Origin of the sequence: Streptomyces coerulescens (assembly GCF_042657965.1) — a bacterium.
In the GTDB taxonomy this organism is placed as follows: Bacteria; Actinomycetota; Actinomycetes; order Streptomycetales; family Streptomycetaceae; genus Streptomyces; species Streptomyces coerulescens.
On sequence record NZ_JBHSKM010000002.1, the window covers coordinates 630,394 to 645,299 of the forward strand.

The window sequence follows — 14,906 nt, forward strand, 5'->3', positions numbered from 1 at the left end:
AAGTGGACCTGCACTTCGGTGACAGCAAACCGACGGATGACGAACGGGCGGCCGTCGACGCCCTGTTGGGCCCGCCGGAGTCCTCCTGGGAGGGCGCCGACCGCTCCGACGCCGATCTGCGCTGGGCGCGCGGCGGACGCGAGGCCCGGGACCGCCGCGACCTGCTGTTGCCGGGGCTGCACGCGATCAACGACCGGATCGGCTGGATCAGCGAGGGCGCCCTCGACTACCTGTGCCGGCGGCTGACGGTGCCGCCTGCGGAGGCGTACGGCGTCGCCACGTTCTACGCCATGTTCTCGGTCAAGCCGCGTCCCGCGACCGTGCTCCATGTGTGCACGGACCTCGCGTGCGCGGCGGCCGGCGCGGCCGACCTGTGCGCGGGCGTCGAGGCGAGCCTCGGCCCCGGCGTCCACGTGGAGCGCAGCCCCTGCCTGGGCCTGTGCGAACGCGCTCCCGCCGCCCTCGCGATCAAGGCCGGCGATCCGGTGCGTACGGCGGTGTCGGCGCCGGCGACCGTGCACGACGCCGCCCTCGCCGCGAGCGCCCCGGACTCGGCACCGGAGGAGCCGGCCGCCGCGATGGCCGTACCACAAGCGGGGGATCCATCCCTGACCCTGCTCCGCCGCATAGGTGTCGTGGACCCTTCGTCTCTCGACGACTACCGCGCCCACGGCGGCTACACCGCCCTTCGCCGGGCCTTCGAGCTCGGTCCCGCCGGAGTCATCCGCGAGGTCACCGACTCCGGCCTGGTCGGGCGCGGCGGCGCCGCCTTCCCCACCGGCCGCAAATGGCAGGCCACGGCGTCGCAGCCCGACCATCCGCACTACCTCGTCTGCAACGCCGACGAATCGGAGCCGGGCACCTTCAAGGACCGCGTGCTCATGGAGGGCGACCCGTACGCGCTGGTGGAGTCGATGACGATCGCGGCGTACGCGACCGGCGCCCACAAGGGCTACCTCTATCTGCGCGGCGAGTACCCGCGCGCCCTCGCCCGCATGGAACACGCCATCGCGCAGGCACGCGCGCGTGGCTTCCTCGGTGACGACGTCCTCGGCCAGGGATACGCCTTCGACATCGAGATCCGGCGGGGCGCCGGGGCGTACATCTGCGGCGAGGAGACGGCGCTGTTCAACTCCATCGAGGGCTACCGGGGGGAGCCCCGCTCGAAGCCGCCGTTCCCGGTGGAGAAGGGCCTGTTCGGCAAGCCGACGGTGGAGAACAACGTCGAGACGCTGGTCAACGTCCTGCCGATCCTGACCATGGGAGCCCCGGCGTACGCGGCGATCGGCACCGAAAGGTCCACCGGGCCGAAGTTGTTCTGTGTGTCCGGGAGCGTGGCGCGGCCCGGGATCTACGAGCTGCCGTTCGGCGCGACGCTCGGCGAGCTGCTTGAGCTGGCCGGGGTGCGGGAGGGCCTGCGGGCGGTTCTGCTGGGCGGGGCCGCGGGTGGTTTCGTACGGCCGGACGAGACCGGGATCCCGCTCACCTTCGAGGGCACGCGGGAGGCCGGCACGACGCTCGGCTCGGGTGTCGTCATGGCGTTCGACGACACCGTCCCGCTGCCCCGGCTGCTGCTGCGCATCGCCGAGTTCTTCCGCGACGAGTCGTGCGGGCAGTGCGTGCCCTGCCGGGTCGGCACGGTCCGGCAGGAGGAGGCGCTGCACCGGATCGCCGAACGCACGGGCGCGGCGGCCGCCGATGACATCGCCCTGCTCAGGGAGGTCGGCCGTGCCATGCGGGACGCCTCCATCTGCGGTCTGGGACAGACCGCGTGGAACGCCGTGGAATCCGCCATCGACCGACTGGGGGCGTACGAATGACCGTGACACCGCTGGGGATTCCGCGCCGGCTGCTGGAGTTCACCATCGACGGGGAGCCGGTGCGCACCCCCGAGGGGTCGACCATCCTCGACGCCTGCCGCGCCGCCGGGAAGGACGTCCCCACGCTGTGCGAAGGGGACACGCTCCGGCCGAAGAACGCCTGCCGGGTCTGTGTGGTCGAGGTCGAGGGCTCGCGCACCCTCGTCCCGGCGTGCTCCCGCAAGGCCGAGCCCGGCATGGAGGTCAGAACCGACACGGAGCGCGCCCGGCACAGCCGCAAGATCGTCCTGGAGCTGCTCGCCTCCTCGGTCGATATGTCGACAACCCCGCGGGTGGCCGAGTGGATCAAGGAGTACGAGGCCAAGCCGGACCGCTTCGGCCCGGACGCGGCCCGGCTGAACGAGGAGCCGAAGGTCGACAACGATCTGTATGTGCGGGACTACGACAAGTGCATCCTCTGTTACAAGTGCGTGGACGCGTGCGGCGACCAGTGGCAGAACAGCTTCGCGATCTCGGTCGCCGGGCGCGGGTTCGACGCCCGCATCGCGGTGGAGCACGACGCCCCGCTGACCGATTCGGCGTGCGTGTACTGCGGAAACTGCATCGAGGTGTGCCCCACGGGTGCCCTGTCGTTCAAGTCGGAGTTCGACATGCGGGCGGCGGGTACGTGGGACGAGACGAAGCAGACCGAGACGACCACCGTGTGCGCCTATTGCGGTGTGGGCTGCAACCTCACGCTCCACGTGCAGGACAATGAGATCGTGAAGGTCACCTCGCCGCACGACAACCCGGTGACCCACGGCAACCTCTGCATCAAGGGCCGTTTCGGCTACCAGCACGTACAGAACCGGGACTGAGAGACACATGGGACGAGTCACGGAACGACGCAAGGTCATCCGGATCCGGGACGGGGCGGTCTCCAGCCGCCCGGACACCCTCGTGGCCGAGGAACCGCTGGAGATCCGCCTGAACGGCAAACCGCTGGCGATCACCATGCGCACCCCCGGCGACGACTTCGCGCTGGCGGCCGGTTTCCTGGTGAGCGAGGGCGTGCTGGCCGAGGGCTCGGACCTGCAGAACATCGTCTACTGCGCCGGCGCGACGGTGGACGGCTCGAACACGTACAACGTGGTGGATGTGCGGACCGCGCCGGACGTGACCGTCCCCGACATCACCCTCGAACGGAACGTGTACACGACGTCGTCCTGCGGGCTGTGCGGCAAGGCGTCCCTGGACGCCGTCCGCACGACGGCCCGCTGGCCGATAGCCGACACTCCCCCGGTCCGGGTCGATCCCGACCTGCTCGCGAGCCTCCCCGACCGGCTGCGCGCGGCCCAGCGGGTCTTCGACCGGACCGGGGGCCTGCACGCGGCGGCCCTGTTCACCGAGGACGGTGAGCTGCTGGACATACGGGAGGACGTGGGCCGGCACAACGCGGTCGACAAACTGGTCGGCCGTGCCCTGCAGAACGACGACCTGCCGCTGTCCCGGACGATCCTGCTGGTCTCGGGGCGGGCCAGCTTCGAGCTGGCGCAGAAGGCGGTGATGGCCGGGATTCCGGTGCTCGCCGCGGTCTCGGCGCCGTCCTCGCTGGCCGTGGATCTGGCCGCGGAGAGCGGGCTGACCCTGGTGGGCTTTCTGCGGGGCAGCTCCATGAACGTGTACGCGGGCGAACACCGGCTCGCCCTGCGGACCGCGGCCGCCCAGGCCTGACCGGCTCCCCGCGACACGGCGGCGGGGCCCCGAACCGGCGGGGAGCGCCCCCTGCGCCGTTAGTGGGGCCCCGCTGTTTCCCATGGCCCGGTACTGCTCCAGGCCCGGCCGGCTGATCAGCCGGCCGTGAAGGACACGTCCGCGGCCCGTACGACCGTGCCCAGCCGCGGGAAGTCCAGCCGTACCGACGCCTCGTGCTCGGGTGCCGTGAACGCCGTCATCGCGTCCTCGACGAAGACGAGGTCGTAGCGCAGGTCGGCGGCGGCGCGGGCGGTGGACTCGACGCCGAGGTTGGTGGTGATGCCGCCGAAGACCAGCGTGCGGATGCCCCGTTCGCGGAGGCGGTCGTGCAGGCCCGTGTCCTGGAAGCCGCCGATCGTCCGCTTCACGATCTCGATGTCGCCCTCCTGCCGCAGGCCCGCCGCCAGGCCGCTGCCGGGCGGCTGCTCGGCGACGCCGGTGCGTTCCACGCGGATCAGGACGACGGTCGCTCCCGCGGCCCGGAAGGAGGCCGCCAACTCCTCGGACACGGCGAGGACTTCGGTGCCTTTTCGGGGCTCCAGGGGCAGTGCGACGATGCGGTCCATCAGGTCGACCAGCACGAGGGCGGTCTGTGCGGGCCGGAGCTCCAGGGGTGCGGTCATGACGGAACGTTATCCGCCGTCAGCTCTGGGTACGGGAAATCCGGATCGACGGGGCCCTGAATCGCCGGACCGGCGGCGACACGCCGAGCGGTGCCGTCGTGGCGCTCACGGTCGGCGTGCGACTTGTGGCATACAGTTCGGATGGTGGGACGATTCGGGCATATGACCTTCTTGCCGGGTCGAGGTCAACCGAGGGAAAGCGGTACTCCATCCGTGACATGACACGTGCACGGTTCTTGTGATGTGTGTGATAGCCCAACTAACGTCTGTGATGCGCACTTTGGACGTGGGATGTCCGAATGTTCAGATGCCTGGACGCATGACCAGACGATGAAGGGCGGGCCGCACCATGCCTTCAAGAGTTCGCGCACGTCTAAGAGCTGCCCTCGTCGCGGCCGTCGCCACCTCGGCGACGGCCGCGACGTTAGGTCCCGCGGAGTCCCAACCCGCCAAGACGGCCCCCTCGTTCGAGCAGCAGGTGCTGTTCAAGGCGTCCCAGGATCCCGGGTACGCCTGCTTCCGCATTCCCGCGATCGTGAAGAGCAAGGACGGCACGCTGCTGGCGTTCGCCGAGGGGCGGGTGCTCAACTGCGGGGACGCCGCCGACATCGACCTCGTGCTCAAACGGTCCACCGACGGCGGGCGCACCTGGGGCCCGCTCCAGGTCGTCAACGAGGGCAACGGCGACACCCACGGCAACCCGGCGCCGATCGTGGACCAGGAGACCGGGCGCATCCTGCTGGCCGAGACGTACAACACGGGACGTACGGACAGCGGCAGTTGCTCGGTCCCCTGCGATCGCACGCCCCATCTGCAGTACAGCGACGACGACGGCCGAACCTGGTCCGAGCCGCGCGATCTGAGCCCCCAGATACTGCCCGCGAACTGGAACTCCTGGTACGCCACCGGCCCCGTGCACGGCATCCAGCTCACCAAGGGCGCATACGCGGGCAGGCTCGTCTTCGGTGTCAACACCGAGACCTGGAACGGAAGTCGGGTCACCGACAACCACGCGGCCCTCATCGTCAGCGACGACGGCGGCGACAACTGGCGGGTCGGCGCCACCGACTCCTGGCCCATCTCCGCCACCGACGGCACCTTCCGCCAGAAGCCCTCCGAGGTGACCCTCACCGAGCGCAGCGACGGCACGATCCTCATCAGCGGCCGCGAGCAGGACGGCACCGACCTCGGGCACCGCTCGCAGACGTACAGCAGCGACGGCGGCGACAGCTTCACCGGGCCGTTCCGCGACCAGCCGGACCTGTACGCGCCCCAGGTCCAGGGCGCCACTCTGCGGTTGGGCAACCGGATACTGCTGTCCGCACCGGGCGACCCGGACCGCCGGCGGACCATGATGATCCGCAGCTCCTACGACAGCGGAGAGACCTGGGAGAGCGTGGACCGCGGCAAGGTCGTCACCACGGACTGGTCCGGGTACTCCGACATGGTGGACATCGACACGTCCACGGTGGGTCTGCTGTACGAGGGCGGTGCCGTCGACGCACGGGACGAGATCCGTTTCGCCCGGTTCAACGAGGACTGGCTCGGGCCCCGCCGCGGCCCCGATCCCACCACCCCCGACCTCGCCATCGGCGCACCCCGCGCCACCGTCCTGGGCGGCCCCGCGAAGACGGACGGCGTGCTCGGCGGCGCCCTGGAGTTCGACGGCCACGACGACGCCGTACGCCTTCCGTATCGCTCCCAACTTCCGCTCGGTACCGGTGAGTTCACGGTGTCGCTGTTCTTCCGCTATTCCGCGAAGAGCGGCGAGCAGCCGTTCTTCTGGATGGGTGGGATCGGCAGCACCCAGCCCCAGATCTGGCTGCGCGGCGAGCCCGACAACGCCCGGGTGCGTGCCCTGATCACCACGCGGGAGGGGTTCGGGACCGTGCACACCTCGTCGGTGTGGGCGGGCGGTGCCGCCAACGACGGCGCGTGGCACCATCTCGCCCTGCGGCGCGGCGGCGGACGGCTGACGCTGTTCCTCGACGGCAGGGCCATCAGCACCACGGACGTGCCCGGTTCGGTCAGCCGTAACTCGCCGTTCGGGGTGCACATCGGCCAGCGCATGGACAGCCGGGCCTTCCTCACCGGCACGCTCGACGACGTGCGGGTGTGGAATCGGGCGCTCGGCGAGGAGGAGCTCGACGCGGCGGCGGCGCGGTCCACCACCCGCAAGAAGGTGAACACCCGCGACACCGTCCTGTGGCTGCCCATGGACCAAGTGGGCTGAGGCCACTAACGTCCCGGGCGTGCCCGACGACGTACCAGGGGGTGTTGTGCAAGTCCGGTGCGGTGCCCGCGGTGTTCGGTGCGTGCCCTCGGCGTGCCGGACGAGGGCCCTCGTAGCGGAGCTACTTGGGCCTTTGGCCGGTGCGGCGAGGGTGCGTGCCGGGCGCCGCGGGCGGCGTGCTGGACTTGCACAACACCCCCTGGCACGGCAGCGCACGGGAACCGGCCTCGGACTCCTGCTGGCCCTGGTTCTCGCGGCCGTGCTGCTCACCGCCCTCCCGGACGACGGCGAACGGGAGGGCGGTGGCGCGTGCGCACCGCACTCGGTGGCGTCCTGGTCGGCGCACGAGGACCTGACCGCCGAGTTCGCCCGCTACGGCGACGACCCGTCCCGCACCGACGACTGGACCGGCGGCGACGGCACCCACTCGGTGCGGCTGCCGGACGGCCGGGTGCTGTGGCTGTTCTCGGACACCTACCTCGGTCAGGTGCACGCGCCGCCCAACCCGTTCGGCGAGTCCTTCACCTGGCGGGAGGCGTCCGCTCCCCTGGTGCGCAACTCGGCGGTCGTCATGCGCGACGGACGTCTTCAGCGCACGCTCCCCGCGCCGCTGTTCCCCGACCCGGCCCCGAACCAGTGGCGCTGGCCGGTCGCGGCGCGCGTCGAGCCCCGCTCCCCCGGCTCGTCGGAGCAGGTGCTGCGGGTGCTGCTGTGGGTGCGCACGGCCGGGCCGTCGCCGTGGATCTTCGGGGTGCCGACCGCGACCGAGGTGGCCACGCTCTCGCTGCCCGATCTGCGAGTGGAGTCGGTCGTGAAGGTCCTCGACCAGCAGCTGGTGCCCGATCCGCAGCGGCGTGTGCTGTTCGGGACGACCCTGGTCGAGGAGGACGAATGGACGTACGTCTTCGGCGGCGACGACGGTCAGGCGGCCTCCCGTCCGGTCTCACACGCCTATGTCGCGCGGGTGCCGAAGGGGCGGCTCGGCGAGCCGGGGGCCTGGCGGTACTGGGACGGCTCCGCGTGGACGAAGGCGGGGCCGCGGTTCCGGCCGGTGCTGGGGGACGGGCAGCGCACCGGGGTGGGGAGCGCGTTCTCGGTGGCGCGGGTCGGCGGGACGTACGTGCTGTTCACCATGGCGGCCGGCACCGAGGGGCTGACGAGTGTGACGTCGTACTGGGCCTGCTCCCCCGTCGGCCCGTGGCACGGGCCGACGAAGGACTTCAGCCCCGCGCTGCCGCCGGGCGGCCAGGTCGCCGCCTACAACCCGCAGGTGCACCCGGAGCTGAGCGACGGCGGGCGCCTGGTGCTGAGCTACGACGTCAACTGGCTGGACACCGGTGGCGCCGCGGCGCAGCTCAACCGGAACGTGTCCCTGTACCGACCGCGGTTCGTGACGCTGCGGGCGGCACCGACACGGTGATCGTCTCCTGGACGTCACGGGCGCGGCGCTTGGCGATGACCGCGCACACCATCAGCTGCATCTGGTGGAAGAGCATCAGCGGAAGCACCGCCAGCGCGGCGTGCGCGCCGAACAGGACGCTCGCCATGGGCAGCCCGGCGGCCAGCGACTTCTTCGAACCGGCGAACTGGATCGCGACGCGGTCCGCCCGGTCGAAGCGCAGGGCCTTCGCGCCGTACCAGGTCAGGGCGAGCATCACGGCCAGCAGCAGCGCCTCGACGGCGAGCAGGCCGCCGAGCCGCGGCGGGCTGACCTGGTGCCAGATGCCCTGGACCATGCCCTCGCTGAACGCGGTGTAGACGACCAGCAGGATCGAGCCCCGGTCCACGAGCCCGAGGATCTTCTTGTGCCGGGCGACGAAGCCGCCGATCCAGCGGCGCAGCAGCTGCCCGGCGGCGAACGGCACCAGCAGTTGCAGCACGATCTCGACCAGTGAGTCGGCCGAGAAGCCGGCGCCGCTGCCGAGCACGGCCGCCGCGAGCAGCGGGGTGACGACGATGCCGACGAGTGAGGAGAAGGAGCCGGCGCAGATCGCCGCGGGCACATTGCCGCGGGCCATCGAGGTGAAGGCGATCGACGACTGGATGGTCGACGGGACGAGGGTGAGGAAGAGCAGGCCCTGGTACAGCGGCTCCGTCAGGAGCACGGGGACGAACCCGCGGGCGGCCAGGCCGAGCAGCGGGAAGACGAGGAAGGTGCAGGCCAGGACGGTGGCATGGAGCCGCCAGTGCTTCAGCCCGTCCAGCGCCTCACGGGTGGACAGCCGGGCGCCGTAGAGGAAGAAGAGGAAGGCGATCGCGGCCGTGGAGGCACCGGATGCCACATCGGAGGCCGTCCCACGCGCCGGGAACAGGGCGGCGAGGCCCACGGTCCCCAGCAACAGCAGGATGTACGGGTCGATCGGCATCCAACGCGGCCATCGCAGGCGTTTCACTGTGCTCCACTACTTCGCTGTCAGCGTCGCTGAACTTCCGGTTCCGGGCACGGACGTGCCCTCCCCATCGTCCTCCGGCGACCAGCGATCGGGAATCCCGCATACCACTCTGACTGTCATCACGTTCCGCGATGACGACGGGTAGCCTGACGGGTGTGTACGACCCCTCCCATCTTCGTACGTTCCTCGCGGTGGCCCAGACGCTGAGCTTCACCCAGGCCGCCCGGCGGCTGGGGCTGCGCCAGTCGACCGTGAGCCAGCACGTCCGGCGGCTGGAGGACGCCACCGGGCGGCCGCTGTTCACCCGGGACACCCACTCGGTGGAGCTGACCGAGGACGGCGAGGCGATGCTCGGGTTCGCCCGCCGGATCCTGGAGGTGCACGAGCAGGCGGCGTCCTTCTTCACCGGCACGCGGCTGCGCGGCCGACTGCGGTTCGGCGCGTCCGAGGACTTCGTCCTGACCCGGCTGCCGGAGATCCTGGAGGGCTTCCGGTACGAGCACCCCGAGGTCGATCTGGAGCTGACGGTCGAGCTCTCGGGCACCCTGCACGAGCAGCTGGCCGCCGGGAAACTGGACCTGGTGCTGGCCAAGCGGCGCCCCGAGGAACCGCGGGGGGAGCTGGTCTGGCACGACCGGCTGGTGTGGATCGGCACGGAGAGGCTCCGTCTGGAGCCGGATCGCCCGGTACCGCTGATCGTCTACCCGCCGCCGGGGATCACCCGGGCACTGGCCCTGGAGGCGCTGCAGCGGGCGGGGCGGGACTGGCGGATCGTGTGCACCAGCGGCAGCCTCAACGGGCTGATCGCGGCGGCGCGGGCCGGGCTCGGGGTGATGGCGCACTCGCGGGGGCTGATTCCGCCGGGGCTGGTGCGGATGCCCGAGCGATCCGGGCTGCCGGAGCTGGGACGAGTCGATTTCGTGCTGGTGCACGGCAGGCGGCGTACGGCGGCGCAGGGCGCGGCGGAGGCGCTGGCGGCGGCGATCCTGGCGGGCGGCGACCGGCTGCACCGCCGCTGACGGCCGAGGAGTGACAGGTGGAGCCCGTCGTACGCTGACAGAGAAGACACTGACGCGCGAGACGCCCGCACGCAGGGGATGACATGATCAACAGGGTCCGTACCCGGTAATTGGGTCGTACAGATTCCGTGGAGATTACGGGCCCGAAGCTTACTCAACCGTCAGTTTTCTGTCCGACCCTTCCCCATGTGAGCGCATTTTCCTGCGCTGACCTGTGCGTACCAGAGCACCGCTCGACTTTCGCCCCTCTCCCGCCCTCACGGCGGGTGGGGTAGCTTTCACGGCGCTGAGCGGAGCTTTTCAGCCGAGGCATTCGGAGCGGGGAGCGGGGTTTGCGCGAGTTCACCAACCCTCCGTTGGCGTTGGCACCGCCGGTGGGCGGCCTGGCCGACGTCGTCTTCCAGCATGCCCAGGAGGATCCGTTGTATGTCGTCCTGGGCCGCAAGGACGAGGACGACCAGTGGCGGGACGTCACCGCCGCCGAGTTCCGTGACGAGGTCCTGGCGCTGGCCAAGGGACTGCTGGCCCGGGGCATCCGGTTCGGCGACCGCGTCGCGATCATGTCCCGCACGCGCTACGAGTGGACGCTCTTCGACTTCGCGCTGTGGACGATCGGCGCGCAGGTGGTGCCGATCTATCCCACCTCCTCGGCCGAGCAGTGCTTCTGGATGCTGTACGACGCCGAGTGCTCGGCGGCGATCGTGGAGCACGAGGACCACGCGATGACGATCGCGACCGTCATCGACCGGCTGCCGCGGCTGCACCAGCTGTGGCAGCTGGACGCGGGCGCCGTGCAGGAGCTGTACGACGCAGGGGCGCACCTCGACGACGACGTCGTCCACCGCCACCGGCAGGCGGTCACACCGGACTCGGTCGCGACGATCATCTACACCTCGGGCACGACGGGCCGCCCCAAGGGCTGTGTGATCTCGCACGGCAACTTCATGTACGAGGCGGACACCGTCATCGAGCGCTGGGAGCCGGTGTTCCACTCGAAGAAGGGCGACGAGGCGGCGACCCTGCTGTTCCTGCCGCTCGCGCATGTCTTCGGCCGGATGGTGCAGGTCGCCGCGATCCGCGGCCGGGTCCGCTTCGGGCACCAGCCGCAGATGAACGCCGCCGCGCTGCTGCCGGACCTCGCCGCGTTCAGGCCAACGTTCTTCCTGGCCGTGCCGTACATCTTCGAGAAGGTTTTCAACGCCGCCCGCCGCAAGGCCGAGAAGGAGGGCAGGTCCGGGCCCTTCGAGAAGGCCGTCGAGGTCGCCGTGAAGTACGCGGACGCCGTGGAGGCCAAGGCGTGGGGCATCGGGCCCGGCCCCTCGGCGGGGCTGCGCATGCAGCACCAGCTCTTCGACAAGCTCGTCTACTCCAAGATGCGGGCGGCGATGGGCGGCCGTATCCGGCACGCGATGTCCGGCGGCTCGGCGATGGACCGGCGGCTGGGGCTGTTCTTCGCGGGCGCGGGCGTGCACATCTACGAGGGCTACGGCCTCACCGAGTCCACGGCGGCGGCGACCGCCAACCCGCCCGAGCGCACCCGCTACGGCACCGTCGGGCAGCCCATCCCGGGCATGACCGTGCACATCGCGGACGACGGCGAGATCTGGCTGAACGGCGGCAACGTCTTCCAGGGCTACCTCAACAACCCCAAGGCCACCGACGAGTCCCTGCACGACGGCTGGCTCGCCACCGGTGACCTGGGTTCCCTCGACGAGGACGGCTATCTCACCATCACCGGCCGCAAGAAGGAGATCCTGGTGACCTCCGGCGGCAAGAGCGTCTCGCCGGGCCTGCTGGAGGAACGCGTCCGCGACCACCCGCTGGTCTCCCAGTGCATAGTCGTCGGCAACGACCGCCCGTACATCGCGGCCCTGGTCACGCTCGACCAGGAGGCCGTGGAGCACTGGCTGATGATGCGCGACAAGCCCCAGATGACCGCGGCCCAGCTGGTGCGCGACCCCGACCTGGAGACCGAGGTACGGCGCGCGGTCGTGGCCGCCAACACCCTGGTCTCGCAGGCCGAGTCGATCCGTACCTTCCGCATCCTCGCGCAGCCCTTCACCGAGGAGCACGGACTGCTCACCCCGTCGCTGAAGCTGAAGCGCAAGGCGATCGAGAACGCGTACTCGGGCGAGGTGGAGGCGCTGTACCAGGCGTGAGCGGCGCCCCGGTGGCACTCGCTCGCACCAACTCTGCCCGGATACGCTTGAGTTGAGATCGGTCACCGGCGCCGCTGGCGCCCTGTGCACGGGGGACGACGGTCATGGCAGACATCAGGGTCGAGACAGTGACGCTCGACGCCACGGGGAACCGGCAGATCGCGAGCCGGTCCCGCACGACCGCCGCGCTCGGCGAGCGGGCCGCCGAGATCGAGGACGCCATCGTCCAGGCGTCCGCCATCGCGCAGCGGTCCCTCGACCAGGTGCCGGAGCGCGCCGGCTGGCAGGTCCGGAGTCTGGACGTCACCTTCGGGCTGACCCTGGCGGCCGAGGCGGGTGTCATTCTGTCCAAGGCGTCGGCCGAGGCCTCGTTCGAGGTCACGCTCACCGTGGAGCGCACGCCGGAGACACCGTGACGGCATCGGAGTACTGGGTCGACCTCCACCGGGCCGGGCGGCGGCTCGGCGGCGGTTTCCTGCTCAACCGCGCGTTCGTGCTCACCGCGTTGCACTGTCTGCCCGGGCTGGCCCTCGAGGACCACGTCGACATCGAACTCTGCGGTGGCGAGCGTGTCACGGGCCGGGTCCGCTGCCGGGACGCGAAGGCCGACCTGGCGCTCGTCGCGATCTCCGAAGGCCAGCAGGTGAGGCTGCCGAAGCTGGTGGCCGACCGCGCCCGGTTCGGCGGCCGATGGCGCGGCCCCTACCGTCCGACCTCGACCGACGTCCATCTCAGCGGCATCGTGAGCGGTCTGACCGACCACCCGTGCGTCGGTGGCGCCACCATCGAGGCCCTGCAACTGACCGTGGACCAGCACCTGGGCGACTACTCCGGCTACTCGGGCGGCCCCGTCGAGGGCGTTCCGGACGACACCGCCGACTCCGCCGACACGCCGGCGATGCTGGGCATCCTCATCGAGCAGACTCCGGACCGCGCCGATTCCACGCGGGCCGCGAACGTCCTCATCGCCGCCACCATCTGGGAGGCGATGGGCCGCTTCGAGCAGTTCGCCGTCGAGCACCTCATCGACGTGGTCAGGCCGCCCCGGTCGGAACAGCGCCGGCCGCCCGCGCAGACACGGTTCTCCGGCATCGAGGAACTGCTGCTCACGGTCGACGACTGGCTCAAGCGCGGGCTGATCAGCCCGGCGTGCGCCGCGGAGGCGCAGGCCGAAGCCGTCAAGCGGCTCATCGAACAGGAGTTGGGCGGAGGCGACGCATGACGGCGGAGCCCGAGGCGTGGGTCACCGCGCTCTCCCTGGCCGAGCGGGCACGGTCCGGCGACGCGGATGCGCGCGACCGGCTCAAGGGTGCGGTGCAACGCCTGTGCGGGGACCCCGGGTTACTGGCGCACTCGGATCCGGGCCAGGCCGTGGCACGTCTCATGGGTCTCCTGGACGGCCTCGGAGAAACGGAGCCCGCACAGTCGTTGCTGCGGCGGTGCGTGTCCCGTCTGACGGCGAAGGGGACCGACGGCCGGGCCCAGCGTGCGTCCCTCAACTTGATCGCCGTGGCGCTCGCGGAGCACGGTCAACTGCCCGCCGCCAAAAGGGTGTCGTCCGCGGCGGCCGAACTGGGCTGGCGGCGGTCCCACACCGACTTCACGGATGTCACGATCACCTTCGTCAATCTCGCGACGGTCGAACTCGCGCTCGGCGACGCCGAGGCCGCCGCCAGGTCCGCCGACCGGGCCGCACAGTTCCTCCGCCTGGCCCCCGTGGACGACCACCCCGAAGCACTTCTCGAACTACGGCTGCGAGTAACCTCGTTGATGACGGCGACGGCGCGCGCCCGCGACGAGCACGCCAGGGCGGACGCCCATCTCGACGACCTCGGCGACATCGCCCGCAGCCTGGTGGCGGAGTTCGGCGGGGACCATCCGAAGTCCCTGTCCGCTCTGGTGACGCTGGCCCTCGCCGAGTGCGAGTCCGCGACGGCGGCCGGTGACCGCGAACGTTCGGAACGCGCCGTGGACGTGCTGCTCATCGCCGCGCAGAAGGCGGCGGCGCTCGCGGGACGTCGTCATCCCCTGACGGTGTCCGCGCTGAAGAGTCTCGCCGCGGCGGAGGGCCTCGTGGCACTGGATTCGGGAGACGGCGAGCGTCTCGCGCGGGCGGAGGCGCTCGTGGCCACCAGGGTCCGCGCCGAGAGCCGGCCTCCGGCGCGACAGCAGCCCGGCACCGCCGTCGACCCCACGCCGACGGCCTTCCATCTGCTCGGCCCGGTCCATGCCCGGCGTGGCGGCACCACAGTGCCCCTCGTCTCCGATCGCGAACGCGTGCTGCTGGCCAAGCTGTTGCTCAACGCGGGGCGAGTCGTCCCCACGGACGACCTGATGCGCGCCGCGTGGGGTGACGATTTCCAGGTGTCACCGCTGAGGCTGCTGCTTTTCCACATGGAGCGGCTTCGGCGTGACCTCGGTTCTGATGTGCTCGTCGAGGATCCCTCGGGTTATCTGATCCGTATCGCGCCCGGGTCACTGGACCTCCACGAGGCGCGGGAGCTGGTGGAGCAGAGCCGCGGCGCCGGGCGGCGGGAACAGGCGAGGGAGTTCTTGAACCAGGCGCTGGCGCTGTGGACCGGCGATCCCCTGGCGGGCCTGCCCGGCCGGTACGCCAGGGAACAGAGAGCACTGCTGCGGGCATGGCACGTGGACCTTCTCGAAGCACGTCTGGAGCTTGATCTGGAGCTGGGTCGCGACCATGAAGCGCTGATCACCGAACTGGCCGACCACGTCGCCGAGAATCCGCAGAGCCAGCGCTTGCAGGAGCTGCTCCTGGCCGCCCTGGACCGCGAGGCGGCGTCGACCGAGGCACCGGACGAGTACGCCGACGCGCGACGCGTTCTCGCGGACGCGCTCGGGGCGGCGCCGAGCGCGTCGTTGCGGGAGCTGGAACGCCGTATCCATGAGGAGGAGACGCCGTGA

12 protein-coding genes are annotated in these 14,906 nt (G+C 70.9%); 10 read left to right on the top strand and 2 right to left on the bottom strand.

All coding sequences use genetic code 11. From position 1 onward, the window contains the following. Positions 1 to 2: 2 nt before the first annotated feature. Genes ACFPQ9_RS04295 through fdhD form a run of 3 tightly spaced genes read left to right on the top strand, consistent with a single transcriptional unit; the run spans position 3 to position 3,533 of the window. A complete protein-coding gene (locus tag ACFPQ9_RS04295; RefSeq protein WP_380846706.1) occupies positions 3 to 1,820 on the top strand; it encodes an NADH-ubiquinone oxidoreductase-F iron-sulfur binding region domain-containing protein in 1,818 nt (605 codons plus the stop codon). After that, positions 1,817 to 2,677 carry a 2Fe-2S iron-sulfur cluster-binding protein gene (locus ACFPQ9_RS04300; RefSeq protein WP_380846709.1) on the top strand — a complete coding sequence of 287 codons (861 nt, stop codon included), beginning with the start codon at positions 1,817 to 1,819 and terminating at the stop codon, positions 2,675 to 2,677. Before ACFPQ9_RS04295 ends, ACFPQ9_RS04300 begins: the two co-directional genes overlap by 4 nt. A 7-nt stretch (positions 2,678 to 2,684) precedes the next feature. Then, positions 2,685 to 3,533, top strand: coding sequence for a formate dehydrogenase accessory sulfurtransferase FdhD (gene fdhD, locus ACFPQ9_RS04305; RefSeq protein WP_380846712.1), 849 nt, complete (start codon positions 2,685 to 2,687; stop codon positions 3,531 to 3,533). Positions 3,534 to 3,649: 116 nt separating this feature from the next. Here the strand turns inward: fdhD and ACFPQ9_RS04310 are convergent, their stop codons facing one another. Next, positions 3,650 to 4,177 carry an isochorismatase family protein gene (locus ACFPQ9_RS04310; RefSeq protein WP_380846715.1) on the bottom strand — a complete coding sequence of 176 codons (528 nt, stop codon included), beginning with the start codon at positions 4,175 to 4,177 and terminating at the stop codon, positions 3,650 to 3,652. Positions 4,178 to 4,526: 349 nt separating this feature from the next. Between ACFPQ9_RS04310 and ACFPQ9_RS04315 the strand changes: the two genes are divergently transcribed. Further along, positions 4,527 to 6,410, top strand: a complete 1,884-nt coding sequence (locus ACFPQ9_RS04315; RefSeq protein WP_380846718.1) for an exo-alpha-sialidase — start codon at positions 4,527 to 4,529, stop codon at positions 6,408 to 6,410. A gap of 199 nt (positions 6,411 to 6,609) precedes the next feature. Then, entirely contained in the window at positions 6,610 to 7,830 is a 1,221-nt protein-coding gene (locus ACFPQ9_RS04320; RefSeq protein WP_380848402.1) for a DUF4185 domain-containing protein, read from the top strand. On the opposite strand, the gene ACFPQ9_RS04325 is transcribed toward ACFPQ9_RS04320, so the two are convergent. Continuing rightward, positions 7,766 to 8,776, bottom strand: a complete 1,011-nt coding sequence (locus tag ACFPQ9_RS04325) for a bile acid:sodium symporter family protein (protein WP_380846721.1) — start codon at positions 8,774 to 8,776, stop codon at positions 7,766 to 7,768. The two genes, ACFPQ9_RS04320 and ACFPQ9_RS04325, sit on opposite strands and share 65 nt — an antisense overlap. A gap of 182 nt (positions 8,777 to 8,958) precedes the next feature. Between ACFPQ9_RS04325 and ACFPQ9_RS04330 the strand changes: the two genes are divergently transcribed. From ACFPQ9_RS04330 to ACFPQ9_RS04350, 5 genes are all read left to right on the top strand, one after another. Beyond that, the gene (locus tag ACFPQ9_RS04330; RefSeq protein WP_380848405.1) at positions 8,959 to 9,822 is read left to right on the top strand and encodes a LysR substrate-binding domain-containing protein; all 864 of its coding nucleotides are present in this window, start codon (positions 8,959 to 8,961) and stop codon (positions 9,820 to 9,822) included. A gap of 332 nt (positions 9,823 to 10,154) precedes the next feature. After that, complete coding sequence (locus tag ACFPQ9_RS04335; RefSeq protein ID WP_380846724.1) at positions 10,155 to 11,981, top strand: AMP-dependent synthetase/ligase; 1,827 nt, start codon at positions 10,155 to 10,157, stop codon at positions 11,979 to 11,981. 104 nt (positions 11,982 to 12,085) lie between these two features. After that, the gene (locus ACFPQ9_RS04340) at positions 12,086 to 12,397 is read left to right on the top strand and encodes a CU044_2847 family protein (protein ID WP_380846727.1); all 312 of its coding nucleotides are present in this window, start codon (positions 12,086 to 12,088) and stop codon (positions 12,395 to 12,397) included. Continuing rightward, a complete protein-coding gene (locus ACFPQ9_RS04345) occupies positions 12,394 to 13,203 on the top strand; it encodes a serine protease family protein (RefSeq protein ID WP_380846730.1) in 810 nt (269 codons plus the stop codon). Before ACFPQ9_RS04340 ends, ACFPQ9_RS04345 begins: the two co-directional genes overlap by 4 nt. Next, positions 13,200 to 14,906 (top strand): AfsR/SARP family transcriptional regulator, encoded by a 1,707-nt coding sequence (locus ACFPQ9_RS04350; protein WP_380846733.1) that lies wholly within the window; start codon positions 13,200 to 13,202, stop codon positions 14,904 to 14,906. Before ACFPQ9_RS04345 ends, ACFPQ9_RS04350 begins: the two co-directional genes overlap by 4 nt.